The organism is Microcoleus sp. D3_18_C4, from assembly GCF_036702355.1.
Taxonomy (GTDB): domain Bacteria; phylum Cyanobacteriota; class Cyanobacteriia; order Cyanobacteriales; family Microcoleaceae; genus Microcoleus.
In genome coordinates this window covers 38100-61973 of sequence record NZ_JAUBTF010000046.1, presented here as the reverse complement: position 1 = coordinate 61973, position 23874 = coordinate 38100, and the positions used below count along the sequence as shown (strand labels likewise).

Annotated in this window: 20 protein-coding genes; 13 read left to right on the top strand and 7 right to left on the bottom strand. The window is 45.9% G+C overall.

Annotation, left to right across the window (positions count from 1 at the left end; all coding sequences use genetic code 11):
• The first annotated feature begins 263 nt into the window (after positions 1-263).
• The 3 genes from QUA90_RS21255 (at position 264) to QUA90_RS21245 (ending at position 3931) form a co-directional block, all read left to right on the top strand.
• Complete coding sequence (locus QUA90_RS21255) at positions 264-1850, top strand: aminotransferase class I/II-fold pyridoxal phosphate-dependent enzyme (protein ID WP_333447578.1); 1587 nt, start codon at positions 264-266, stop codon at positions 1848-1850.
• A 99-nt stretch (positions 1851-1949) separates the two neighbouring features.
• Positions 1950-2543 carry a precorrin-6Y C5,15-methyltransferase subunit CbiT gene (gene cbiT / locus QUA90_RS21250; protein WP_333211772.1) on the top strand — a complete coding sequence of 198 codons (594 nt, stop codon included), beginning with the start codon at positions 1950-1952 and terminating at the stop codon, positions 2541-2543.
• A 470-nt stretch (positions 2544-3013) separates the two neighbouring features.
• Positions 3014-3931: a phosphatidate cytidylyltransferase gene (locus tag QUA90_RS21245; RefSeq protein WP_333447576.1), complete on the top strand. Its 918-nt coding sequence runs from the start codon at positions 3014-3016 to the stop codon at positions 3929-3931.
• A gap of 128 nt (positions 3932-4059) precedes the next feature.
• Here QUA90_RS21245 and QUA90_RS21240 read toward each other — a convergent pair whose 3' ends face one another.
• A complete protein-coding gene (locus QUA90_RS21240) occupies positions 4060-4851 on the bottom strand; it encodes a DUF2993 domain-containing protein (RefSeq protein WP_333447574.1) in 792 nt (263 codons plus the stop codon).
• A 618-nt stretch (positions 4852-5469) separates the two neighbouring features.
• On the opposite strand from QUA90_RS21240, the gene QUA90_RS21235 reads away from it, so the two are divergent.
• Both QUA90_RS21235 and QUA90_RS21230 read left to right on the top strand, forming a co-directional pair.
• Positions 5470-6264 carry a pseudouridine synthase gene (locus tag QUA90_RS21235; RefSeq protein ID WP_333324001.1) on the top strand — a complete coding sequence of 265 codons (795 nt, stop codon included), beginning with the start codon at positions 5470-5472 and terminating at the stop codon, positions 6262-6264.
• Positions 6261-7142 carry a RodZ domain-containing protein gene (locus tag QUA90_RS21230; protein ID WP_333323895.1) on the top strand — a complete coding sequence of 294 codons (882 nt, stop codon included), beginning with the start codon at positions 6261-6263 and terminating at the stop codon, positions 7140-7142. The genes QUA90_RS21235 and QUA90_RS21230 overlap by 4 nt, the downstream gene beginning before the upstream one ends.
• Positions 7143-7527: 385 nt before the next feature.
• On the opposite strand, the gene malQ is transcribed toward QUA90_RS21230, so the two are convergent.
• The 4 genes from malQ to QUA90_RS21210 all read right to left on the bottom strand — a co-directional run bounded on the left by malQ (position 7528) and on the right by QUA90_RS21210 (position 12423).
• Positions 7528-9036, bottom strand: coding sequence for a 4-alpha-glucanotransferase (gene malQ, locus QUA90_RS21225; RefSeq protein ID WP_333447572.1), 1509 nt, complete (start codon positions 9034-9036; stop codon positions 7528-7530).
• Between the two features lie 462 nt (positions 9037-9498).
• Positions 9499-9624, bottom strand: coding sequence for a photosystem II protein Y (locus tag QUA90_RS21220; protein WP_333053037.1), 126 nt, complete (start codon positions 9622-9624; stop codon positions 9499-9501).
• Positions 9625-9799: 175 nt separating this feature from the next.
• The gene (locus QUA90_RS21215) at positions 9800-10558 is read right to left on the bottom strand and encodes a MinD/ParA family protein (protein ID WP_333344057.1); all 759 of its coding nucleotides are present in this window, start codon (positions 10556-10558) and stop codon (positions 9800-9802) included.
• A 74-nt stretch (positions 10559-10632) separates the two neighbouring features.
• Entirely contained in the window at positions 10633-12423 is a 1791-nt protein-coding gene (locus tag QUA90_RS21210; RefSeq protein ID WP_333447570.1) for a CHASE2 domain-containing protein, read from the bottom strand.
• A 336-nt stretch (positions 12424-12759) separates the two neighbouring features.
• On the opposite strand from QUA90_RS21210, the gene QUA90_RS21205 reads away from it, so the two are divergent.
• From QUA90_RS21205 to QUA90_RS21185, 5 genes are all read left to right on the top strand, one after another.
• Positions 12760-13500: a DUF928 domain-containing protein gene (locus QUA90_RS21205; RefSeq protein WP_333211781.1), complete on the top strand. Its 741-nt coding sequence runs from the start codon at positions 12760-12762 to the stop codon at positions 13498-13500.
• A gap of 141 nt (positions 13501-13641) precedes the next feature.
• Complete coding sequence (locus QUA90_RS21200; RefSeq protein WP_333447567.1) at positions 13642-14379, top strand: DUF928 domain-containing protein; 738 nt, start codon at positions 13642-13644, stop codon at positions 14377-14379.
• A 227-nt stretch (positions 14380-14606) separates the two neighbouring features.
• The gene (locus QUA90_RS21195; RefSeq protein ID WP_333447565.1) at positions 14607-15401 is read left to right on the top strand and encodes an HAD hydrolase-like protein; all 795 of its coding nucleotides are present in this window, start codon (positions 14607-14609) and stop codon (positions 15399-15401) included.
• A 407-nt stretch (positions 15402-15808) separates the two neighbouring features.
• A complete protein-coding gene (locus QUA90_RS21190) occupies positions 15809-17026 on the top strand; it encodes a DNA double-strand break repair nuclease NurA (protein WP_333447563.1) in 1218 nt (405 codons plus the stop codon).
• A gap of 142 nt (positions 17027-17168) precedes the next feature.
• Complete coding sequence (locus tag QUA90_RS21185) at positions 17169-17387, top strand: hypothetical protein (protein ID WP_006633087.1); 219 nt, start codon at positions 17169-17171, stop codon at positions 17385-17387.
• Positions 17388-17544: 157 nt separating this feature from the next.
• Here QUA90_RS21185 and QUA90_RS21180 read toward each other — a convergent pair whose 3' ends face one another.
• A complete protein-coding gene (locus QUA90_RS21180; protein WP_333447560.1) occupies positions 17545-19596 on the bottom strand; it encodes an ABC transporter ATP-binding protein in 2052 nt (683 codons plus the stop codon).
• Between the two features lie 210 nt (positions 19597-19806).
• On the opposite strand from QUA90_RS21180, the gene QUA90_RS21175 reads away from it, so the two are divergent.
• Both QUA90_RS21175 and QUA90_RS21170 read left to right on the top strand, forming a co-directional pair.
• Entirely contained in the window at positions 19807-20328 is a 522-nt protein-coding gene (locus QUA90_RS21175; protein ID WP_333447558.1) for a GNAT family N-acetyltransferase, read from the top strand.
• A 311-nt stretch (positions 20329-20639) separates the two neighbouring features.
• A complete protein-coding gene (locus tag QUA90_RS21170) occupies positions 20640-20927 on the top strand; it encodes a hypothetical protein (RefSeq protein ID WP_333243041.1) in 288 nt (95 codons plus the stop codon).
• Between the two features lie 176 nt (positions 20928-21103).
• On the opposite strand, the gene QUA90_RS21165 is transcribed toward QUA90_RS21170, so the two are convergent.
• On the bottom strand, positions 21104-22438 hold the full coding sequence (locus QUA90_RS21165; RefSeq protein ID WP_333447556.1) for a tetratricopeptide repeat protein: 1335 nt from the start codon (positions 22436-22438) through the stop codon (positions 21104-21106).
• A gap of 21 nt (positions 22439-22459) precedes the next feature.
• Here QUA90_RS21165 and QUA90_RS21160 point away from each other — a divergent pair, with 21 nt between their 5' ends.
• A complete protein-coding gene (locus QUA90_RS21160) occupies positions 22460-23719 on the top strand; it encodes an esterase-like activity of phytase family protein (RefSeq protein WP_333447554.1) in 1260 nt (419 codons plus the stop codon).
• Positions 23720-23874 lie beyond the last annotated feature (155 nt).

Below are 23874 nucleotides of genomic sequence, written 5' to 3'. Positions count from 1 at the left end.
TTTTTAAACTACGACTCATAAACGCACCATAAAAGCTATCTCTCTATTATATGCAACTTCACATAAAATTGGTATTAAGCAGTCGATGTTAAGTCATTTTAGAGAAGTTTGAAATTGAGACGGTGTTGCTTGTGGGCGATTGCAACGAAACAGGAAGCAGTCGATGCGATCGCGGAATTTCCAGCAATGGTTTCAGCAATTAATAACGTCCAGTGAAACCTCAGCGGTTGCTATAATTCCAAATATTCAAATCAAGATTAAGCGTGTCACCAGCAAACTCTCAACAACAAACGCCTCTATTAGATGCCTTGCGCGATCGCACAAATCAGCCGCACGCCCCATTCTACGCCCCCGGACACAAAGGCGGACAAGGAATCTCTCAACCCCTAATTGACTTATTCGGTACAACAGTATTTCGATCCGATTTGCCTGAATTGCCGGAATTAGATAATCTCTTTAACCCAGAAGGTGCAATTGCCGAAGCTCAAGACTTAGCCGCCACAGCATTTGGAGCCCAATCAACTCGGTTTTTGGCTAACGGTTCGACTTGCGGAATAATCGCCGCCATCTTAGCGACTTGCGGCCCTGGAGATAAAATTATCCTACCTCGAAATATCCACTCATCGGCGATTTCAGGTTTAATTTTATCCGGTGCAATTCCAATTTTTGTCAATCCAGAGTACAACCCGGATTGGGATATTGCCAACAGCATCACCCCAGAAGCCACAGCCTCCGCATTAGAACAACATCCCGACGCCAAAGCAGTAATGATAGTTTATCCAACCTATCACGGCGTCTGCGGGGATTTGCGGGCGATCGCCCAAATTACCCATCCATACAACATACCGTTATTAGTAGACGAAGCCCACGGCGCGCACTTTAACTTTCATCCAAACTTGCCAGAATCAGCACTATCAGCCGGCGCCGATTTAACAGTACAATCCATCCACAAAACCCTCGGTGCAATGACACAAGCATCGATGCTGCACGTCAAGGGCGATCGCATAGATATCCAAAAATTAAATAGAGCATTGCAGCTAGTACAATCTACCAGTCCCAGCTACTTATTATTAGCATCCCTAGACGCAGCCCGCCAACAAATCGCACTCCACGGTAAAGAATTAATGGATCAAACTTTACACCTAGCAGAAAAAGCGCGATCGCGCATTAGTCAAATTCCCGGCTTATCAGTTTTAGAACCGTTAAATACACCGGGTTTTGCAGCATTAGACCGCACCAGGCTAACAGTAAAAGTATCCGATTTAGGAATCACAGGATTTGCCGCCGATGAAATTCTGCACTTTCAACTCGGTGTGACGGCAGAATTACCAATGCCGCAACATCTAACATTTATTATCAGCTTGGGAAATACACAATCAGATATTGACAATCTAGTTAAAGCTTGTACTCTTTTAGAAGCCAAATCTGACACGATAGTCAATAAGCCTTTTATGGGCGGGCAAGATGCCCAACCCCTACTCCCCACAAGAAACTTGATGTGTTGTGGAACGGGCATCTTGCCCGTTCTTGAGAATCATGCAATATCTCAGTTAAAAGGAAGAAGTCAGAAAGAAGACAAGATTCTCTCCTTCCCCCGATTTTCCCCTCCCCCACTCTCCCCCCGTGAGGCTTTCTTTTTCCCAGCGGAAACAGTACCCGCAGACAAAGCAGTTGATCGACTCAGCGCCGAACTCATCTGTCCCTACCCCCCAGGAATACCAGTCCTGATGCCCGGTGAAATCATTACCCCAGCAGCCGTTGACTACCTGCAACAAATCCTTGCCGCCGGCGGAAAAATCACAGGTTGTAGCGATAGAAACCTCCAAACTCTCAAGGTTGTGCGACAGTAAATATTAAGGCTTGGGGGAAATTGGGAGAATTTCTACTTCTTCCACGAGTTCCAACTGCCGTCTTGCTTCAATCAAAAATCAAAAATCAAAAATATAACTATGCTTTGGCCCTACGTCACTCCAGGCATCCCGGATGACTTATTTGAACGTTTACCGGGAATTCCCATGAGTAAGCGAGAAGTCCGACTGCTGTTAATCTCCCACCTGCGGCTGCAAGCAGATTCAGTCGTGTGGGACATCGGTGCAGGTACTGGTACGATCGCCGTAGAAACAGGTTTGCTGTGTCCCAAAGGTCGGATTATTGCCGTCGAAAGGGACGAAGAAGTAGCAAGCTTGATTCGCAGAAATTGCGATCGATTCGAGCTCGACAACGTAGAAGTCATAGAAGGCAGTGCCCCGGAATGCCTGGAAAACCTGCCCCAACCCCCCCACCGAGTCTGCATCGAAGGAGGTCGCCCCATTAAAGCGATTCTCCAAGAAGTGTGGCGCTACTTGCCACCCCACGGTAGAGTTGTCGCCACAGCATCCAATTTAGAAAATCTTTACGCCCTTTCCGAAGGGTTCGCCGAGTTACAAGTCCGCAACATCGAAGTAGTCCAGTCCGCCGTCAACCGCTTGGAGACTCGCGGCCTCAGCCAAACCTTTGCCGCCGTCAATCCCATATTTATTCTCAGCGGCGAAAAGCTGGATTAGAAGTTAGTTGACAGTTGACAGTTGACAGTTGACAGTTGACAGTTGACAGTTAACTTTAACCTGGTTCCTCGGCAGATCCTGGGAATACATACCCAATGCCCCATGCCCTATGCCCTATGCCCATTCCTAAATGTAATTCTTAATCTTTTTTAAGTTCACTTAACCTTCATACTTAGAATAAGGGCGACCATAGCTGGATTGACCCCCTGATTTGAGATTTTGGATCATCGCCAGTTGGGTATTCGGCTTGGCTGGGCAAGGGAGGAAACCGTACCCTAACAATCCTTACATCCTTGCGTCGAATGACACCGCCCAAAAACGGGTACAAGCCGCCGACAATCGTCGTGAACCACCCAAAATTTTAGACCAAGGTTCAATCTCCCAGATTCATCTGTGGAGTAGATCTAAAATCTAAAATCTAAAATCTAAAATCGAATGATCCACCGCCGTCTGCAAGAGAAATTCATTTTATGCCTTGGTCTCGTATCCTGAGTGGAATAGTTGCGATCGCCCTTGCTTTGGGAATGATTATTATGGGCGGATGGTACTTCACCGTCGGCTTCGGGATCATCGTCTACCTAGGTCAATTGGAATATTTTCAATTAGCCAGGGCTAAAGGCATTGCACCCGCTGCCAAAACTACCTTAGCCGTCAGTCAAGGCCTGCTAATTACTGCAGCCCTAGCACCGGAACTCGTAGATGCCATGTTCCCCTTAGCGGGAACCTTAATCTGTTTCTACCTGTTATTCCAACCTAAATTATCGACGATCGCCGATATTGCCTCCTCAGTTTTAGGATTGTTCTACGGCGGTTATTTGCCCAGCTATTGGGTACGGCTGCGAGTCGGCCTCGACCCAGCCAATCTTGCTACAACCCAACTTTCGCAAGCAGTAGCAAGCAATTTGCCGGTTAACATTTACCCGTCCCCGTCTTGGACAAGTTCCAGCCACATATCTTTAGGATTGACTTCGCTGCTGCTGGCTTTCTTCTGCATCTGGGCCGCTGACATTGGGGCTTATTTTGTCGGCAAATTCTTCGGGCGCACTAGCCTATCCCACATCAGCCCCAAAAAAACCGTTGAAGGTGCCGTATTTGGAGTTTGCGGCAGCATCGCCGTGGCAGCCGCTGGGTCTTGGTATTTACACTGGCCGGGGTGGCCGTATACTGGGGCTGCTTTTGGTCTGTTAATTGGGGTTGCTAGCCTGTTGGGAGATTTAACTGAGTCGATGATGAAGCGAGACGCCGGCGTTAAGGATTCGGGACAGTTGATCCCCGGTCACGGTGGCATTCTCGATCGCACCGACAGTTATGTTTTTACCGCGCCCTTAGTCTACTATTTTGTGACTTTATTTTTGCCCGCGATCGACTCTTTTTTAATTAATTGGTAATTGGGAATTGGGAATTGGGGATTGGGAATTGGGCATGGGGAATTGGGCATGGGGTATGTATTCCCAGCCTCTACCGAGGAACCAGGTTAAAGTCAACTGTCAACTGTCAACTGTTAACTGTTAACGAACTAAGGCAAAACTCTAATTCCTCCCCGACAAACAATCTCCCCCTGACTCAAAATCAATTCTTCAATCTCAACTTCCGGCCCAAAATCAATTTTAAAACCATTGAAATCACTGCTCTTTAATTCTCCATCCATTTCGATTTCTGGTGATTCAAACATCAATTCGCGACCGCTGGCTATCCGCAAACCCGTCCGCAATACCAAAGGAATTTGCCTACCGCCAGCGCGCAAAATTGCAGCCGAAAGCGTCAACAAACCCGCCTCAATTGCAATCTGCGAATTTTGCAACTTCAGCGACTGTTCCCTATCTGTCAGTGGCAGCATTGGCAGCAAAAATTCGCTTAAAGTATCAGCCAGCAAAGGCGCTTTCAGCGACGCATTCAAATCCGCTTGGCTAAGCCTCAAAACGCCTGCCACGGGAACGGATTCCAGAAGGCGCAGGGGTTGGCCTTTGAGAGCTTGACCGAGGTTGATGCGAATGCCGCAGCCCTCTATGGCAACTTCAGTTAAGTGTAGTCCTTTATACACAGCACCGCGAGCGGCAGCCGTGACTTTGGGGATCGCACCGCTGAAAATTTGTCGATCGCTCCCCTCAATTTTCACCTTCAACTCGTCCACCTGCTGAACTTGTGATCGCAGCCACAACTGCACCGCCGGAGACAGCACCGCGCTCGCGATTCGGCTGCCTTGACTCGGCGAAGGTCTCCCCGGTTCCTCGCCGAGATTCACAGTCCCACCACAGCCACTAGCGGTATCTCTATTGTCAAATTGAAGAGAGTTTCGATCGACAGTCATAAACAATTTCAGAATATAAACCTTAATATTCAAGCACATAAATTTAACTAGAACTTGCACATCCCGCCTCGAAAACCCGGTTTCTGCACAAATATACGGCTATCAACCTCTGATTTTCGTGAGAAACCGGGTTGATGAACACAAGTCCGATTAACTCCAAAATCAAGCATCAATCTGGCATCAGCAAGGCCAGAAGCAGAAAAATTCTCACCTTTGTCCCCTTGGGATATTGGGGTAGTTCACGAGTTGTGCGATCCCGATGAAAAATTCGCGATCGAGCGTATAAATTTAACCAGGAGTACGGGATTTATGGTAGTGTTGGTTTATGGTCGGGTCAGACCCACACCTTTCAAACCAGCCGCAAACCAACGGTGCAAACCTGTGCCTGCAGCGAGTCTTTTCGTCGTAGTTTTTGCACAGCATTCAGGGTAATGCCATCAGGACAATCTGCACCGGGCACAAGGACAATCTGCACTCTTGCCGGGCGTCCTGTAATAATTGGTCAGCATTATAATTTATTCCCAACCAGGAATTGAGCATTGCTAGTACGGTTAATCAATTAACCGTGTCGTGTTTCCTCCCCACCGTTCGCTCGTTGGGGATTTCCACACTCCCGTCATGTCTGATGAAAGGCTGCAAAAAATCCTCGCCCAGTGGGGCATTGCCTCTCGCCGTCTTGCAGAACAGATGATTGTAGCTGGACGAGTCCGAGTTAATGGCAATATTGTTCGCTTAGGAGAAAAAGCGAATCCCGATCGCGATCTCATCCAAGTCGATGGAGTCCCGGTGAAACCAACGGATCGACCCGCAAAGGTCTATCTGTTGCTCAACAAACCGGCAGGCGTAGTTTCTACTTGCAGCGATCCAAGGGCCCGATCGAAAGTTCTCGACTTGCTGCCACCCCAACTGCGCTCCGGTCAAGGCATCCACCCCGTAGGACGCTTAGATGCGGATTCCACCGGCGCCCTCTTGCTCACCAATGATGGTAAGCTGACATTTTGTTTGACCCATCCGCGTCACTCGATCGCCAAAACTTATCAGGTTTGGGTGAGCGGCGATCCCCCGGAACCCATACTACAAACGTGGCGTCAGGGCATCATCTTGTCCGGCAGAAAAACTTTGCCCGCGAAAGTTAAAGTTCTCGATCGCGCGCGAGACCAAACTCTGTTAGAAGTCATTCTATCAGAAGGCAGGAACCGACAGATTCGGCGAACGGCCGAACAGTTGGGATATCCCGTGGTGCGCCTGCACCGCACAGCCATCGGCCCGATTCAATTGCAGCGGCCCGGTTCGCCAATATTGCCACCCGGCTGCTGCCGACCCCTAGAAGATGCGGAAATTATTTATTTATGGAATCTAGTCAACCTAACATCAATAAGCGTGCCAGTAAATTCCCAGGAGCACAGCATATGACAAAGAATTTATTGTTTTTATTCTTCAAAACCACTAAGCAGAAACTGCACTCCCAAGAGCCAGAAACAGCTCAGAAGAAGCTAGCGGAAATAGGAACTCAACTCCGCCAGTACCGCGAACAGCAGTCGATTTGTTTGGACAAAGTAGCCGTGGTAACAATGATTCGGCGGAATCTACTGCAAGCCATCGAGGACGGTCAACTAGACCAACTTCCCGAACCCGTCTACACTCAGGGTTTGATCAAGCGCTACGCTGAAGCAATGGGTTTGGACGGAACTCAGTTTGCCGACTTTTTCCCGATCGAACCGCCACCCCGATCGAGAACCAAGCTATCCTGGCAAGATGGGCCTCAGTTGCGGCCGATGCACCTCTACCTCTTTTACACATTTCTAATTATCTGTTCGGTCAATGTCTTATCTCAGTTGATGAGCGGTTCTGTTACCGCAAAAAACGGTGCCGGAACCGAAGAACTAGCACTTGGGCAGCAAGAAAAAGCTCGTTTAGCTGCTGAGGCATCAAGACCCTCACAAAATCAGAAACCGGATAGTTACGAGGCTGTCGAAGCAGTAAGAACCGGTCAAAATTTAAATAAATCTGGCAATAAACCAGTAATGGTTAGCGTCACTTTTAAAGCAGAATCGTGGATGCAGGTTGAAGTCGATGGTAAAACAGAGTTTGAGGGAACTTTGCCGACCGGGACTGTTCGCACCTGGGAGGCTCAAAAGCAATTAGTAGTGGTAGCAGGTAACGCCGGCGGGGTAATGGTTGCTCTTAATAACGGACAGGCCGAACCACTCGGAGATCCTGGAGTCGCCAAAGAAGTTGTTTTTAAAGCAAACGAACTCAAGCCTTCAGCACCGCCCAAGAATGAAGGTTGAGTGTTAATTGGTAATTGTTAATGGGTAATAGGTAATAGCGGGCAGTCCACAGAGTTTAATTAGAATGTCCGTCTTGATGCACTAATTACCAATTACCAATTACCAATTCTATCAAACCCGGTTGCATCGGAATAGTCAAATCCAGTCAACAGTCAACCACGGATGGTGCAACCGGAATTGATCTAATTCATCTGCGTTAATCTGTGTTTATCTGCCTGTCTCTGCGGTTTAAAAAAGAGAATTTCTTCACCGCAGATGACAAGGGATTGACGCTGATTCACGCAGATAAAGAGTAGAGAGATAGGAAGAATTCCGATGCTAACAGATTTGATATTACCCATTAACAATTACCAATTACCCACTGCCCACTACCCCTTACCGACGATCAATGTTTATTAGGAGCGCGCCCGCAGATGTAAGTCATAGTTTTTAGCCGATCCCTCACATCCCAATTCAAAGCTTCGGGTCGATACCGCCAGCCCCAATTTCCCTCTGGTTTCCCCGGAAAATTCATCCGCGCGTCAGTATCTAAACCCAACAAATCTTGAAACGGCACAATTGCCAAATTAGCAATAGAAATCCAGCCCATGCGGATTAAAGACCAGTGAATGCCTTGGGGATCGATGCAGCCCAAATAACGCAAAACCTCATCTCTTTCGTAGTGTTGCAGTTGATTGAACCAGCCGACAGTCGTGTCGTTGTCGTGGGTACCGGTGTAAACTACGCAGTTGCGATCGTAGTTGAAAGGCAAAAAAGGATCGCCAGGGCCCGCGCCAAAAGCAAACTGCAAAATCTTCATTCCTGGAAACTCGTATCGATCGCGCAAAGCTTCCACTTCTGGAGTAATTACCCCTAAATCTTCAGCGATAATCGGCAAGTTGCCAAACTTCTCGTTAATTAGATCCAACAAAGCTGTTCCCGGCGCTTTAATCCACTCTCCCTCGATCGCAGTTTCTTGTCCGCGCTTCACCGCCCAGTAAGCGTCAAATCCTCGAAAGTGGTCGATCCGAGTCACGTCTACATAAGAGAAAATCGCTTCAAAACGCTGCACCCACCAGTCGAAATTAGTTGCTTGCAACTTCTCCCAATTGTATACGGGGTTGCCCCACAATTGACCTGTATTGCTGAAGTAATCTGGGGGAACTCCTGCCATTAAAGCTGGTTCTCCGCTGGCTTCATCCAAGCAAAATATTTCTGGATGAGACCATACATCGGCGCTATCGTGAGCTACATAAATCGGAATATCGCCAATAATTTTAATGTCCCGCATATTAGCATAGCGTTTCAACTCCGTCCACTGGCGAAAAAACTCAAACTGAACGTATTGGTAGTAATAAATTTCAGCATTTAGCTGCTGACGCCACTTCTCTACTGACTCTGGTTTTCGACGGGCAATTTCTGGTTCCCAATTGTTCCAGCTAACACCGCCAAAGTGATCTTTTAGTGCCATAAATAAGGCGTAATCTTCCAGCCAATTCTCTTTGCTTTGGCAAAAACCTGAGAATTCTTTTTGCTGGATCGGGGATGCTTTGGCTTTGAAGTTTTCGCAAGCTTTTTTGAGCAAAGGCACTTTCAGCGTGATCGCTCGATCGAAGTCTACATAATCCAGCGGAAATTCGGGCAAATTAGCGAAGTCTTCATCTCCGAGCAATTGCTGGTCCCGCAGCAGTTCTGGGTTGATCAGCAGCGGGTTTCCCGCCATTGCTGAATAGCACGAATAAGGAGAATTGCCGTATCCTGTCGGCCCCAGCGGCAATACCTGCCAGTATTGCTGGTCGCTCTCTACTAAAAAGTCAATAAAGCGATATGCTTCTATTCCCATGTCTCCAATGCCAAATCGACTGGGAAAGGACGTGGGGTGGAGTAAAAGGCCACTCGATCGGGGAAAAAGCATAATCTATCTAAAGATATAGGAATTTAACATTGACAATTTGACCTATCTTCCCTACTCATTAAACTTCGTAGTCTTGAGGGAGATTCTCAGGGCAAATTCTTTTGTGATTGTCTCATATTTTCTGCGATAACGTGCTTACCAAATATTTTTATAACACTCTACTCACAAGTCCTGAGTAAAAAGGAAAACATCACAATCTGAAGTTATGCGATCGCCCTGCTTTCACAGCTAGGTTTTTTTACCCAGACTCGTTTGCTGCAACAAAGTATTTTGCTTGAGCGTACCCGGTTTCTGCTTAATCTTTAAATATACTTTTCTTTTGTTTTCGCCCCCTCTCTCTGCAGTCGTAAATTGCCCGCCAACAATCAGCCATCACTTAAGCAGAGCCAATGCACAAATTAGCCGGCTGTTTTGTATCTCAAAAAACAGCCGGCTGCGAAATTACTGGTGATAATGCTTAGTTCACGCTTGCTTGTTCAACAATTTCTGCACTTGTTTGAGAGCTATAGCGCCGACGTTGTAAGCAGCCCAGCCGCCCGCCAACAATACGGGCATCAATACTATTAGTATGCGGAAGTCAAAATCCATGAGTTCTCCTCCTAAAGTTTTTTAACAAATTCTCATAATCTATTTGTATCTCATTTTGTCGCCATTCTCCTGACTCTTTAACCAAATATTCGGGATACACAGGAGGACATCGCTCCGCAAGAATTGAGAGCGAAAGCGAAACTCCTAGGCGGGCGATCGGTCTTCGCTGTACCAATTATCCCACAATCTGTTTGGCAATCCCTTCCACCACCTTAGTTAGAGGGTCGTTAGGGAAGTGCAGCGCAAACACCCCCTTGCTGGCGAGCAGCATCATCTTGTCGCTGTGGGGCAGTACCCCTGCCACTGGGATTTTGTAAATACTCTCTACTTGCTGCTTCAAATCCTCGAAATCCAGCGATTCTGGGGCTTTATTAATCGTCATCAAAATCTTGGGAACTTCTAATTTGCGGGCCACATCTACTGTGACAGCCGTTCCCTGAAAATCTTGCTGATCCGGACGCAGAATCAGCAGCAGGATGTCGGAAATGGTGATGCTGAGGAGGGTTTCTTCGTTGAGTCCCGGGTGCGTGTCTATAAATAGGTAGTCTAAGTTCAAAACCTCGATCAGTTCTTGAAAGCCGTCGGTAAGCAGTCCCACATCGTAGCCTTCCCGCAAAACTCGCGCTATCTCCCCTGCTTTAATGCTCGAAGGAATCAGGTAGAGGCTGCCGTTAGTGGCTAATTTTGGCAGTAGCGAACTCACATTGTAGGCCGTATCCGCGATCGGACACCGGCCCCACAGGTAATCGTTCAGGCAGCGATCCATGTTGCTCTCGCTGAAACCGAACAGCACGTGAATCCCCGGTGATTGAATGTCTGTGTCCACAATGGCGACCCGATTTCCGCTGCGAGCGATAATAGATGCCAGGTTTGCTGTCGTGTTCGATTTGCCAGTTCCGCCCCGGTAAGAGTGGACAGAGATGATTTTGGACATGATCTGCGTATTAGGGTAAGAAACGGGGAGAACCCATTATGATGCAATTCTCGATGATGCAGTCGAGTTGTCTGTCATTCTTCCTTGCCCCCCAAATCCTCCTTATCTGTTAAACTATCAATTTTTTCATCTTTTATCATCTTTTGGGCGCCCCTGCGCTGCCGCATCTGTTTGGCTTTGGTTTGCAAATCGCTGAACTCGTCATCATGTTTAGTTTCGGCTGAACTAGCACCACAACGGGTATCGTTCGGGACATCCGTTGGAGAACCGCTTTCCGATTCAGTCACGGCGGCGCGCTGCTTCTGCTGTTTGGCTTTTTCCTGCAACTGAGCTAGGTATTCGTCTGTTTGACTTTCGACCTTGGGAAGCTCTGGGGTAATGGCAATTATTTCTTGGGGTTCGGAAGGTGCTTTTTCAGAGGTTTCTTGTTTGCTAATCCTCAGTTTATCTTTCTTTTGCTGCAATTCTTTAAAGAAATCAGATTCTGTGATTTCTGCGACTTGCTGTTCTTTTTTGGCTTGGTCTATTTCGATTTTGAAGACTTGTTTAACTCGATCGCTAATTGCTTTCCCGTATCCGGCTTTATTAAATCTTTCTGCTGATACAATGCTACCGCCAGTTAAGATTAATGCTAAGGCTGGCGCTGCTACAGGTACCCACCCTCCTAAGAGAAAAATCCCAAAACTAATCGCGCAGCACCCGGACAGCAGTGCTGCGAATGTCACTGTCAACTTCGCTGGGTGAGCCATCCGCGATGCCAACGTTCCTCCGACAATTGACCATGCCGAAATCCACAGGATTTCTGCCCATTCCGGCCAAAACCACAACATCGGTCTGTTGTCTAAAACGGCACTCAAAATTTGGCTGACTACTTGTGCGTGTGCCACGATACCAGGCATGAATTGGTTGCTTTGCTGTCGCCCACTGTAAGGAGTATAAAAGAAATCTTTAACGGTTTCTGTGGTGTAACCGATGAGCACTATTTTATCTTTAACTAAATTCGGGTCAACTTTCCCTTCTAAAACATCGGTGATTCTGACTTGGTTTGCGACTTGCTGCTTGGAACGATAGTTAATTAATATTTGATATCCCCTGACATCGGCATTTTTGTATCCTCCGTCATTGCTTGCTAGTTGTTTTAATTGGGTTTTTCCCAGCCATAAAGATTGATCGGGGGCGAGTTTGGGAGAGATTTTTTGCCCTTGCAGGTAGCGGAGTGCTAGCTGGAGGTTGAAGGAATATAAAACTTGAGAATCGTCATTGCAAAGATGTTTTTGGGCCGAGGAGTTGCCCTCAATGGTCGGCGGTTTCATAAATAATAAAGCCCTGCGGAGTATGCCACCCGGATCGACTCCGAAATCTGCAAATCCGACCCGGTTTTCTGGCAGCCCCGGCGCAGGTGGAGAACCTGGATTGTCGGGGTTCCCGTCGGTGACTAAACATACCCCGATAATGCGATCGCTTTTTTGTAAAATTTTAGTTAATTCCTGGCGCCCGTCTCCTAATGGTACGTCTCGCAGTACATCTAAACCGATCACTGCCGGCTGCATTTTGTCGAGTTTTTGTAAGATTTCAGCTATTTTGCGATCGGATATTGGCCACTCTTTCAGTTTCTGAATGTCTGCTTCGGTAATCCCCACAACTAGCAAACGCGAGTCTGGCTGTTCATCGGGACGCCACCTCACCATTTGGTCGTAAACGCTTAATTCTACTGGTTCGAGTATTCCTAGCTGTCTGGCCCCCATCAAGGATAATGTTACTGCCGCGCTGGCAAGTAATACAGACTTAGCCAATGCTAGTGATGGTTTATACATTTGACTCAATTGAGCCACTGTCGATCGAATGTTGTTAGATATTTTACTCATTATCCCAGCATAAAAGTTTGACTCGTTTCTGGAACAGCAGTTGTTTCACATTTTCCGCCTGCTGGAGGCTTCCTCCATCTTAGAACACTCGGAAACTGCGGCCACTTTGTTACAAAAATTTACAGTACATCGCAAGCAACTGTATCCAATTATACTTGTGGCATAGGCAACCTGATTTTTCCGACAGAGAATCCCCTTGCCGCTCGAATTAATAAATGTTATTGATGATATGTCAAGGTATAAATTGTGTATCTGCGCCCTCGACTAGCAGCTCAAAAATATTTGTCGCCATCAGCCAATGCCTGTGTTTGAAATTATAGTGAAAGGTACAACAAAATGAAACGTTTTCTACATCGGGCTACACTTGCGGTCGGCGTATCTGCGATCGCAGCTACCGTACCCAGTTCACTTACACCGATGCGCGCACAATCTCAGCCGCTTTTACTGAGTCAAAATGTTAATTTCAAGCCTCCCGACGTAACAGCCCCGGCCGGCCGACAGGGAGGGACACATCGTGGCAACAAGCTTTGTCCAGCGGGTTTATCTATTACTCCTTTAGTGCCTCCAACTAATATCGGTTTAACCCTAACAGATTCTCCCACAATTTTTGTCTATATTCCTAACACCTCGCCCGAAATAGAGTTTACTTTGCTCAACGAAAAGGAGGACAAAGTGGTCTACGAAAAAACCTTTAAACTAGACAAATCCGGGATTGTTGGAGTTAGTATTCCGGCTACCGTGGACAACAACAAATCCCTTGAAGTTGGTAAGCGATACGTATGGTCATTTTCGCTAGTTTGCGACCCCGAAGACCGAGCTGCAGATTTAGTTGTTAAAGGGTTCGTGCAGCGAATTGAACCGCAGGCAACTCTCAAGAGCGAGTTGGCAAATCCCGACCCGATGACTAGGCTCAACGTTTATGCTCAAAATGGGATTTGGTACGAAACTATCGCTACTTTAGCCCAAATGCGGCGTCAAACACCGGGGGATGTGAAGCTGACAGCTAAGTGGACGCAATTATTGCAGTCCCAAGGACTGGAATCTGTTGCAGCTCAACCACTGGTTGCGCCTCTTTAAATCTCGCTATTTCGGGAAATTTTATCGGTCTGTCGATGGTGATGTGAAAATCGACCCATTTACTCGATCGCGCCCGGAGCTAAAACTCCGGGTTAACATTAGAGATACGCTCTATAAATATTTCTACAAGTTGGTGGAAAAATGAAACGTTTTATAAATTTTACTGCACTGGCGATGACTGTATTGGCGATCGCCGTTACTCTCCCCAGTTTGCTGACACCGATGCAGGCTGTGCCTGCACCCATGCTGCTGAGTCAGAATGTTAATTTCACACCTCCCGATGTAACAGCCCCCGACAACAGGCAAGGGGGGACGCATCGAGGCTGTAAGTTACGGGATGGTTTATTCATTACTCCCTTAATACCTGAAAGCAATATTGGCTTAACGCTAACAGAGTCGCCAACATTTTTTGTATATGTTTCTCAACCGGCGGCTCAAGTAGAGTTTATTTTGCTAAACGCAGATGAATCCGAAGTAGTCTACGAAACTACTTTAAAAAATGACAAAGCCGGAATTGTTGGAGTTAGCCTTTCTGAGAAAGACAAGACAAAAAATATTGAGGTTGGTAAACGATATGTGTGGTCGTTTGCACTAGCCTGTGATCCTCTGGAGCGTTCGGGAGATTATATTGTTAAAGGATGGATGCAGCGAATTGAACCCCAGGCAAATCTCAAGAACGATTTGGCAAATCCCGATCCTATGGCTAAGGTGATTGCTTATGCTAAAAATGGGATTTGGTACGAGACTCTTGCGACTCTAGCCGAAATGCGACGCCGCGCACCCGATGATTCGCGGCTGACGGCCGAGTGGACGCAATTGTTGCAGTCCCAAGGACTAGAATCGATTGCCACTCAGCCGCTAGTTCAGTCTTTTGAATAACGACTCTTGACCAATCACTGCTGAGTGTTTGCATAGTCAATTCTTCAATGATTCAATCCAGTGACCGAAAGCAGCCAGGGTACAAGCCCCCGTCTTTATCCTGGCACAACCAAAAAATAGTATCCGATAACAAGTCCCCGGATTCATCAGTGATATCACTTTCTTCAATTCTCAAATTCTTCAATTCTTCAATCCAAAATCTAAAATCTAAAATCTAAAATCGATTGATGGCTAATAACTTTCCGACAATTCTAGCTCTTGATTTTGACGGTGTGATTTGTGACGGACTAATCGAATATTTCCAAACAGCTTGGCGTACCTACTGTCAAATATGGAAACCATTAGAAACAGTGCCAGATCCAGATTTAGCTTTGAGTTTTTACCGAGTGCGGCCCGCCATCGAAACCGGTTGGGAAATGCCGCTGCTAATCCGCGCACTGCTGACAGGAATTTCCCCAGAGGAAATTTTGCTAGAGTGGCCCAATATAGTACCGTATTTGTTGACCGAAAATAATTTGAAAGCGCAGTCGGTAGGCGCTATGTTAGACGGATTGCGCGATAATTGGATTGCTGAGGATTTAGCAGGGTGGCTGTCTTTGCACCGCTTTTATCCAGGGGTTGCGGATCGCTTGCACTCGTTGCAGGAGAGTTCGGTGAAAGTGGCGATCGTCACTACGAAGGAAGGCCGTTTTGTACGGGAACTTTTGCAGCTAGCAGGCGTACAAATGCCGCCGGAGTTGATTTTTGGTAAGGAATACAACAAGCCTAAACACCAAATTTTGCGGGAATTTTTGGCCGCGTCTGGCAAAGATTCGACTATTTGGTTTGTGGAAGACAGGTTAAAGACTTTGCTGTCGGTGAAGCAGCAGCCGGATTTATCTCAGGTCAGGTTGTTTTTGGCTGATTGGGGTTACAATACTTTGCCCGAACGGGAATCTGTGGCTCAAAATCCACCAGTTCAATTGCTTTCTCTGTCGCAGTTTGCCGGAGATTTTGCCGATTGGCTGCCACTCGACTGTTGATGTTAGATTTTTTGACAGGTGTGATTTTTTTTCGATTTTCAGAGTCAAAAAAATCACAAAATTTTACATCTTTTTTGTTGACTTTGGCGGCGTAGACATGGTATTTTAATATAATGGGATGGTTGCAAAAATAATATTTTTGCAACCATCCCATTATAAGATAAATATAACAGAAATCCCTCATAAAAGCAAGGATCTCGACAAAAAAAATGTTTTTTTTATAGACTCTTGCAGGTACTCTTGACCTCAAAAACCGGGTTTTCTACTATTTCTGCGGGATGGTACGAAGTATTTTAGTTGCTCAAACCGCGTGTATAACAAAAAACCAAGCTTCGGAACCAAAAAATTGAAAAGTATTTTGATAATTTATCAGCTTGAAAGCTTTCTAATATTGAGACTTAAAACCCATGCTCGATTTAACTAAAGCAGCCAAGGCAATGCAGGGAATGAGCCAACATTTGAATGTGGAAGCTCACGCCGCTCGCCAACGTTTGGAAGTGGCTCAGAATTTGCTGGTAAAGGCTGCAGCGGAACAGGAAAAATTGGTGGAATTGCAAGAGAATTGGCGCGATCGCACTTTATTCAATGCTGCCACGCCGATCGAGCCCTTGGACGATCGTACCTACATCACCGCACCCCCCGCAGCCCACACAGTCTTTGCGACAGACGGATCGCAAATTTCCCCCAACCATCACGAAATAGCCTACTGCTACCTGCTAAACGTCGGCACAGTCATGCTGCACTACGGACAAAGCCGCCACCCAGTTTTAGACAGCGTGCCGGAGGTTTTCTACAAACCCGAAGACTTGTACGGTTCGCGACAGTGGGGAATTAGAACCGAAGAATGGATGGGATATCGGCGCGCAGTTTCCGAAGCAATTGCCTTAGCAGAAATGGGCTGCAATTGGGCAAAAGTTAACGACAATAAATTGCCCGCGCCAGCTTTAGCCATGGTAGACGGTTCCCTGATTTATTGGTTTTTGGAACAGTTACCCAGCGAAGCGCGCGATCAAATTTTGCTACCAATTTTAGAAGCTTGGGACAAGTTGCGTTTAGCAGGAATTCCGCTCTTAGGATACTTAAGCGCTTCTCGCAGCAGCGAAAGCTTATCTTTTTTGCGGTTTGAAGCTTGCACCCACGAAGTACCAGACTGCATGACAAATTGCCCGAACGTCGGATTTGCTGCCACAATTTCTTTCGCCGAAAAAGCACCTTGTCAAGAATTTGAACCCTTGCGGGATGCCATCTTATGGGCAACAATCCTGTCACCGGGACAAAGAAGCCCTTTGTGGAAATCTCACGCTCGCATTTTAGATTTGTACGGCCTTAATTCAGTTTATTTCTGTTACGTTCACGTTGGCACAGAAATTGCTAGAATAGAAGTGCCGGAATGGGTAGCACAAGATACAGACCAGCTAGATTTAGCATTAGGAATGATGCTGGCTCAAGTACACAAAGGCGGCGGCTATCCGGTGACGCTAGCAGAAGCTCACAATCAAGCGGTAGTCACGGGGGGCGATCGAACTCGCTTTTTCGCTTTGTTAGAGCAGCAAATGATTAAAGCCGGCTTAAAGAATGTCGGAATTTCTTATAAGGAAACACGGAAGCGCGGCAGTATTGCTTAAAGTAAGAAGTACAGTCCTGGACGCAGAAAGCTGTTTTTTTACGGAAATACTGCAATTGAGCCTTGAAAACCGATAAAAAACCCGGTTTCTTTGGTATTGATACGTAATTTATGTAGAGTTAAAATCAAGTTAAAAATGTTATATGCCAATAGAACTAATTATCTTAATTGCTTCGTTACTTGTATCTTGGCTAGTCTTTAATTGGGCTTTTAAAGTGTTGAAAGCCAGCATCGGGACAGCGATTGGTTTAGCAGCAATTGTGCTGACGATGCAGTTATTATTTGGCATCGGCCCCAATCAGCTTTTCCAACATATAATTCACTTGCCGGAAACCCTGGGGAAAATGATTTCGGGCAAGTGAGCCGATTTAAGATTTGAGATTTGAGATTCTTTTAGATACCCGACTTCTTCCAGAAGCCGGGTATCAGGGGATTCCGAGAATTTTCCCTCTTCCTTCTTCCCTCTTCCCTCTTCCTTCTTCCTTCTTCCTTCTTCCTTCTTCCTTCTTCCTTCAGATATTAACTTCCCAGCATTTGCAACTTGTACAAACTGGCATACAACCCTTCTAGCTGCAACAACTCTTCGTGGCTGCCCGACTCTACTAACTGCCCGCGTTTGAGCACTAAAATACGATCGACATTTCGGATAGTCGAGAGCCTGTGGGCAATAATAATCGCCGTTCTGTCCGCCATCAAACGCTCTAGAGCTTCTTGAATTAAAGCTTCCGTCCCCACATCCAAACTAGCAGTTGCCTCGTCTAGAACTAAGATACTGGGATTGCGAATAGCGGCGCGAGCAAAGGCTAATAATTGCTTTTGTCCCCCCGAAAGATTCGTTCCCCGTTCCCGCAATTGCGTATCATAACCTTGAGGCAACTGTTCGATTAAACGGGCAACATTTGTCTTTTCTGCTGCTGCTTGAATTTCCTCAATTGAGTAACTTTCTCCCAGGCTGATATTGCTCTTCACGTCACCAGCAAATAGAAAGCCATCTTGGATAATCACGCCTATATGCCTGCGTAACTCTGCTTGAGGCAAATCCCGAATATCCACATGATTAACCAGAATCCGTCCTCGGCTAGGTTCGTAAAGGCGGCACAGAAGACGGATAATCGAACTTTTGCCCGCACCGGTGGGGCCAACTAATGCTACTTTTTCGCCGGATTTGATGGTGAAATTGAGGTTTTGCAGGACATATTCGTCTTCTTTGTAAGCAAACCACACGTTGTCAAATTGGATTTCTCCCGATTCTGAATTCTGCGATTTGGCATTTTCTCCCCCCCTTAGCAAGGTGGGGTTGGCGGGGGGTGATTGGGGATTGTTAGGCACTAAACGATATTCTGAACTTGCTGGATTTTGATGATTATCTGGCAATTCTCGATCGAACGGAGACAAGTTGTAAGCCGTTGCCTCTGGATGTCCAGTTATCAACAATGGTGAATAACCTGCCCTTCTTCCCTCTTCCCTCTTCCCTCTTCCCTCTTCCCTCTTCCCTCTTCCTTCTTCCCTCTTCCCGCTAGTGGGATCTTTAATTTCGATCGGTTCGTTGAGAATATCGCTAATCCGTTCGACGGCGGTAAATCCTGCTTGAATAGCGGTGAATTTTTCGGCAAATTGCCGCAGCGGGTCGAACAGACGCTGAGCAAATAAAATGAATGCAGACAGAGTACCGAAGTTAAGATTACCTGCTAAAACCCTTTGACCCCCCATCCACAAAACGGCTGCAATCGCTACTAAAGCAATCCATTCTAATGTTGCAGATACCGCTGAGTCGTAAAATATAGTTTTGTCAACTGCTTTAATGTAGCGTTTATTGGTGACGCGAAACAATTGTGAATTGAAGCTTTCGCGGCGGAATAGCTGCACTACGCCAATACCAGTCAGGTTTTCTTGCAGTTGGGCGTTGAGTTCGGAAAGTTCTTCTCTGGTATTGTAATTTGCTATGCGATATTGGTACTGGAAATAAACTATGACTGCGGTAATTGGTATCATCATCAGCACCAACATTAAAGCTAGTTGCCACTGCATGGTAAACATGAAAATGGCAATTACTAAAATTGAAAATAAATCGCTGACAATGCCGATCGCCCCTGAAGAGAAAACCTCTCCCAAAGCTTCTACATCGCTGGTGAGGCGAGTCATCAATTTACCGACAGGAGTGCGATCGAAAAATCTCACTGCTAGCGATGTGACGTGGGCGAACAAATCATTTCTAATATCTGTAGTAATTATTTGCCCTACTTTCGTGACTAAATACCCTTGAAGTGATTGCAGTGCTAATCTAAGTGTTATAGTTAGCATGAGCAAAACTGCCAAAATATTCAATGCAGCAGATAGAGGCACTCCCCGCAAGAATTCGTAGGTAGGTTCCGAGCGAATTACCGAAATTGCCTGTCCGATGAGAATCGGTTGAATTGCTCCTGAGACTGCTAGCGGTACTAATAGTGCGATCGAAATAATCAGCAAGCGTTTGCTGCGGGTTGCGTAAGATGCCAACCTCATGAATAACCGCCAGTCTGTTTCCTGGCCGGATTTGTTTTTGGTGTCTGCTACTGGTGAGGAAATTGTCATTGATGGCAAAAACTTTACAATATATCTAATTAATAATTGTAACAAATAGAATCAATATTTGACACTAATATCAGTAACAGGCAAGATGCCTGTTTCACAAAGAGTGTTTTCTTGTAACAGTAGGTTGGGTTGAGGAACGAAACCCAACTAAAATGTTTGTAGCCCGCCAAAGTGGTACTATAATCTAATCTTAAAGGTTATACTGTCATCATGCAAGAGATAGAGACAGCCCGATTGTATCTGAGACTATTTACGCCAGACGACTTAGACGATCTGTACCGCATCTACAGCGATCGGGAAATAATGAAATACCTCACAGGAGTTAGAAGTAGAGAAGCAACAGAAATAGCCATTCATACCATGCTCAAACGTTGGGAAGAAAACAACTTTGGAATGTGGGCTGTAGTACATAAAATAGACCGTAAAATGATTGGTCGCTGCGGACTGGGTTTGCTGGATCAGACACCGGAAGTTGAGCTTGGCTATGTACTCAACAAACTTTATTGGAATCAAGGATTGGCGACTGAAGCATCTTTTGCTAGTCTCAACTATGGATTTAAAATATTAAAATTGGAGAGAATAGTTGCGATCGCCCGCCCAGAAAATATCGCCTCCCAGCGGGTGATACAGAAAGTTGGCATGAAATATGAAAAAAATGCTCATTACTACGAAACAGATGTAGTATATTATTCTATATCGCGAGAAAGTTACCCGTCAAAAGTAGTTTGGTAGGGTGTGCATTGCACACCTTAAGTAGGTAGGCGCTGTAAAACGCAACTATGTAAACGATTATAAAGTCTCCTTAGCCCTAAGCGTGGCTGACAGAGCAATGTTTACATACTGTTACATGGTTCAGTTTAATCCTGCGTACCTACTTACCACTGGCACACTATTTTGATATAGAAGGGGCAATGCCGAAAAGTAGGCAATATCCAGGGTTTTGGGGAGTGGGAGAGGCAAGCTTCTATTTCTGCTGATACAGCGATTTAAAGACATTCTGAATGCAAAGATTATAATTGTAATTTTATCACAATAGTTAATCAATGGTTGAACAAGATGATTGGATTGTAACTCCAGAGACATTGGCGTGCAGCAAAAATTTCTCACCCAAGGTTCTCGCTGAAGGTGCAGAGCTCATAAATAAGGCCAGGGAAAAATTTTGCAAAGATGGCTTTGTTCCCTTAAATATAGCGCAGAAGATGATGAAAGCCGAAGGAATTCAAAAACATTTAACCGTAAAAGGAACAGTATACGTGAGAAATATAGATTCTCACCAATGGTTCAGAATAGACAACGGGGTTATTCAACCCAGGGGATATATAGATATCTAAAATAAGTAGGTAGGCGCTGTAAAACGCAACTATGTAAACGATTGTAAAGTCTCCTTAGCTCTAAGCGTGGCTGACAGAGCAATGTTTACATACTGTTACATTGTTCAGTTTAATCCCGCCTACCTACTGCATTTAAATTACTCACATTGCAATTTGTCATTATTGCCTGCTGACAACTACGAAGTTCTTTGCAATTGCTTGTTAACTTTTTGAATTTTCTTAGCAAAATACTCTTGTCTGTGTCCCAATTTTTTAGCCACTTCCAACCCTTTTTGATAGGATTCCAAAGCTTTATCGTAAGCCTTCATCTCCTGATAAACTTGACCGATATTGTCGTAAGTGTTCATCAATCCGTAGAAATTGTAAGCCCGCTCTTCTAACAGCAACTGCATTTGATAGATCCGCAAAGTCGGCTCCCACTGCTTTTGCGCTCGGTAAAGCAATGCTAATTTATCCAAAGCTTCGCTAGCTTGGGCATACTGTTGAATGGGGACGGCTAAATTGTAGGCTTCCTGATAGTATTGAGCGGCTAAATTGATTTGACCTATGGTTTGGTAATCACTGGCGATCGCAATTTTGAGCGGTGGTATAGCGCTGGGATTTTGTAAGTTAAGATACACTGAGGCTAGTTTTTCCCTAGCTGCGATCGCCTTTAGGGGTTGTTTCGACTGCTGGTAAACATAGGCCAACTGTCTGAGAGCATCTACCTCAGTTGGAGGAGTTACAGGCTGCGGCGGCGCGCCGTTTCCCGCAACTACCGCAGAATTTTGCACAGCAGAATTAGCAGCAAATAAATCCCGGTTTTCCTGAATTAAAGTTGCCAATTCCTCATACACCGGAGCAGCTTTATCGTAACTCAACCAATTGATGTGAATTAGCCCGATCGCCTTCAAAATCTGACCTTGAGCCAATATATCTTGGTTTTGGCGCGCATTTTCGAGAATTTCTTGGTAAACTTCTACAGTCGGGCCTTTAGCGCGCACCTGCTGAAAAGCCGCAGCGAAGGCGGGTAGCAACTCAGTATTAAGTGGTACTTGGGATTTGACTTCTTTTTGAATTGCTTGCAACCGTTTAGTAATAAGCTGTAGTTCGAGGTTTTTACTGTTACTCCAAGCAACACTTCCCACCCGACTCAAAGCAGCAATTTCCGCCGCCGGGCCCAGATACCTCCGCAGCCGCAATTCTCGGAACCAAATTTCAAAAGCACCCGCGCCGTCTCCAGCTTGCAGTTTAGTCGCTGCTTCTAAGTTTAACTCTTCCAAAGCCGCTGTCAGTTCATCCCGCTGAGTGCTGCTCAAAGATTCAGTGGCGGGAGTGAGGGGATCGGGTGTGGTAATTTCTAGAGGATTAGGAGAAAATTGATCGAGGGCTGGTGGATTAGTTTGGGCGCTAGCAATAGAACCAGCACACAGCCACAGGAAAAGCAAGCACCCAATTGGTACAGAACTTCTCATTCTAAAAATTTGGTTGCCGCGATTCGGCATTTCTTCTGGAAACATCAAGTTTTGCATATCTACAAAACGGTATAAATTATGTCACAAAGATGGCACAAAAGTAAACAGTTCAACAAGAGCAACAAAATAAATGTCACCGTGCTGAGCAATTATTGGCATTTAAAGACGCTGGGCGAGCGTATTTTACGCTTATTTAGTCTAGCCCTTATTCTCTTAACTGTTTGCACAGCTTGCGCCCCGCCTCCCGCAGTTGCAAAAGACCGCTCTTTTCCAGAAATGTCCCTAGAATTTTTGGGCGAGTACGAATTGCCAAAAATGAATTTTGAAGGAGTACCAGTCGGCGGTTTGTCAGGAATTACCTACGACCCCAAAGGTATTAGCGCAGTCACTTCCAAAGCTTATCGCTTTTACGCTCTTTCCGACGACCCCAGCGAAAACGGAGAAGCCAGATTTTACAGTCTCCGACTCGACCTAACATCAAGTGATCCCGGCAATATTCGCCTGAAAAAAGTTACCGTTGACGGCGTTACATCCCTCAAAAAAGCAGACGGTGAAACCTTCTCTTGGGGTTCCATAAATCCCGAAGGCATCGCCCTTTCTCCCCGCAATTCAATATTTGTCGCCAGCGAAGGCGTTACTCATGTGGGCATCCCTCCTTTTCTCGGAGAATTTGACCTCAAAACAGGGCAAATGCGGGGAAATTTGCCTATCCCAAAGCGCTATATTCCCGATGCCAGCGATGAAAAACAGCAGCAAGGAGTTGTGGACAATTTAGGTTTTGAATCTTTAACCATCGACCCAGAAACCTTTAGTCCGGGCGGTCTTGATCCGTTTCGTTTGTTCGCAGCTACGGAAGCGCCGTTAATGCAAGATTTAGACCCGGAACAGGCAAGTAAACTCCGTCTTTTACATTATGTCATCGTCGATAAAACGCCGCAATTAGTCTCAGAAAATCTTTACAATCTCGACCAAGTTCCCATGACTATTTTGAACGGTTTAACAGAATTAGTAACTGTCGGTGGCGGTCAGATTCTGAGTTTAGAACGTTCTTTTGGGCTGTCGGGATACAGCGCTAGGATTTATCAAGTAGCGGTTGGGGCGGCTACAGATACTTCGAGAATCCAGAGTTTCAAAGGGCGAGTGGCGGTCGAACCTGTTAAGAAAAAGTTGCTGCTAGACTTAAGCGAACTCGGAATTCCGCTGTACAATTTAGAAGGGATGACCCTCGGCCCGCGCTTGCCAGATGGCAGCCAGAGTATAGTTTTGGTCAGCGATGACAATTTTGATGAAGCGCAGAAAACTCAGTTTATTTTGTTGAGTTTGAAGGGCAAAGGTTAAGTCAGAAGGGCGGGCTAGAAGCCCACCCCGCCCCACAAGAAGATTTATTCTTTGTGAAACAGGCATCTTGCCTGTTTATCAAAACAGTACAATAAAATTCACTCCTTGTGGAACAGGCATCTTGCCTGTTTCTAAAAAAGTTAAATCACATTTAT

Excerpts from the sequence above, each read along its gene's own strand:
- QUA90_RS21215 (WP_333344057.1), bottom strand. The coding sequence starts at position 10,558 with ATGTCCAAAATCATCTCTGTCCACTCTTACCGGGGCGGAACTGGCAAA.
- QUA90_RS21180 (WP_333447560.1), bottom strand. The coding sequence starts at position 19,596 with ATGACAATTTCCTCACCAGTAGCAGACACCAAAAACAAATCCGGCCAG.
- cbiT (WP_333211772.1), top strand. The coding sequence starts at position 1,950 with ATGCTTTGGCCCTACGTCACTCCAGGCATCCCGGATGACTTATTTGAA.
- QUA90_RS21175 (WP_333447558.1), top strand. The coding sequence starts at position 19,807 with ATGCAAGAGATAGAGACAGCCCGATTGTATCTGAGACTATTTACGCCA.
- malQ (WP_333447572.1), bottom strand. The coding sequence starts at position 9,036 with ATGCTTTTTCCCCGATCGAGTGGCCTTTTACTCCACCCCACGTCCTTT.
- QUA90_RS21220 (WP_333053037.1), bottom strand. The coding sequence starts at position 9,624 with ATGGATTTTGACTTCCGCATACTAATAGTATTGATGCCCGTATTGTTG.
- QUA90_RS21165 (WP_333447556.1), bottom strand. The coding sequence starts at position 22,438 with ATGCAAAACTTGATGTTTCCAGAAGAAATGCCGAATCGCGGCAACCAA.
- QUA90_RS21195 (WP_333447565.1), top strand. The coding sequence starts at position 14,607 with ATGGCTAATAACTTTCCGACAATTCTAGCTCTTGATTTTGACGGTGTG.
- QUA90_RS21170 (WP_333243041.1), top strand. The coding sequence starts at position 20,640 with ATGGTTGAACAAGATGATTGGATTGTAACTCCAGAGACATTGGCGTGC.
- QUA90_RS21190 (WP_333447563.1), top strand. The coding sequence starts at position 15,809 with ATGCTCGATTTAACTAAAGCAGCCAAGGCAATGCAGGGAATGAGCCAA.
- QUA90_RS21240 (WP_333447574.1), bottom strand. The coding sequence starts at position 4,851 with ATGACTGTCGATCGAAACTCTCTTCAATTTGACAATAGAGATACCGCT.
- QUA90_RS21210 (WP_333447570.1), bottom strand. The coding sequence starts at position 12,423 with ATGAGTAAAATATCTAACAACATTCGATCGACAGTGGCTCAATTGAGT.
- QUA90_RS21245 (WP_333447576.1), top strand. The coding sequence starts at position 3,014 with ATGCCTTGGTCTCGTATCCTGAGTGGAATAGTTGCGATCGCCCTTGCT.
- QUA90_RS21200 (WP_333447567.1), top strand. The coding sequence starts at position 13,642 with ATGAAACGTTTTATAAATTTTACTGCACTGGCGATGACTGTATTGGCG.
- QUA90_RS21160 (WP_333447554.1), top strand. The coding sequence starts at position 22,460 with ATGTCACAAAGATGGCACAAAAGTAAACAGTTCAACAAGAGCAACAAA.
- QUA90_RS21230 (WP_333323895.1), top strand. The coding sequence starts at position 6,261 with ATGACAAAGAATTTATTGTTTTTATTCTTCAAAACCACTAAGCAGAAA.
- QUA90_RS21185 (WP_006633087.1), top strand. The coding sequence starts at position 17,169 with ATGCCAATAGAACTAATTATCTTAATTGCTTCGTTACTTGTATCTTGG.
- QUA90_RS21205 (WP_333211781.1), top strand. The coding sequence starts at position 12,760 with ATGAAACGTTTTCTACATCGGGCTACACTTGCGGTCGGCGTATCTGCG.
- QUA90_RS21235 (WP_333324001.1), top strand. The coding sequence starts at position 5,470 with ATGTCTGATGAAAGGCTGCAAAAAATCCTCGCCCAGTGGGGCATTGCC.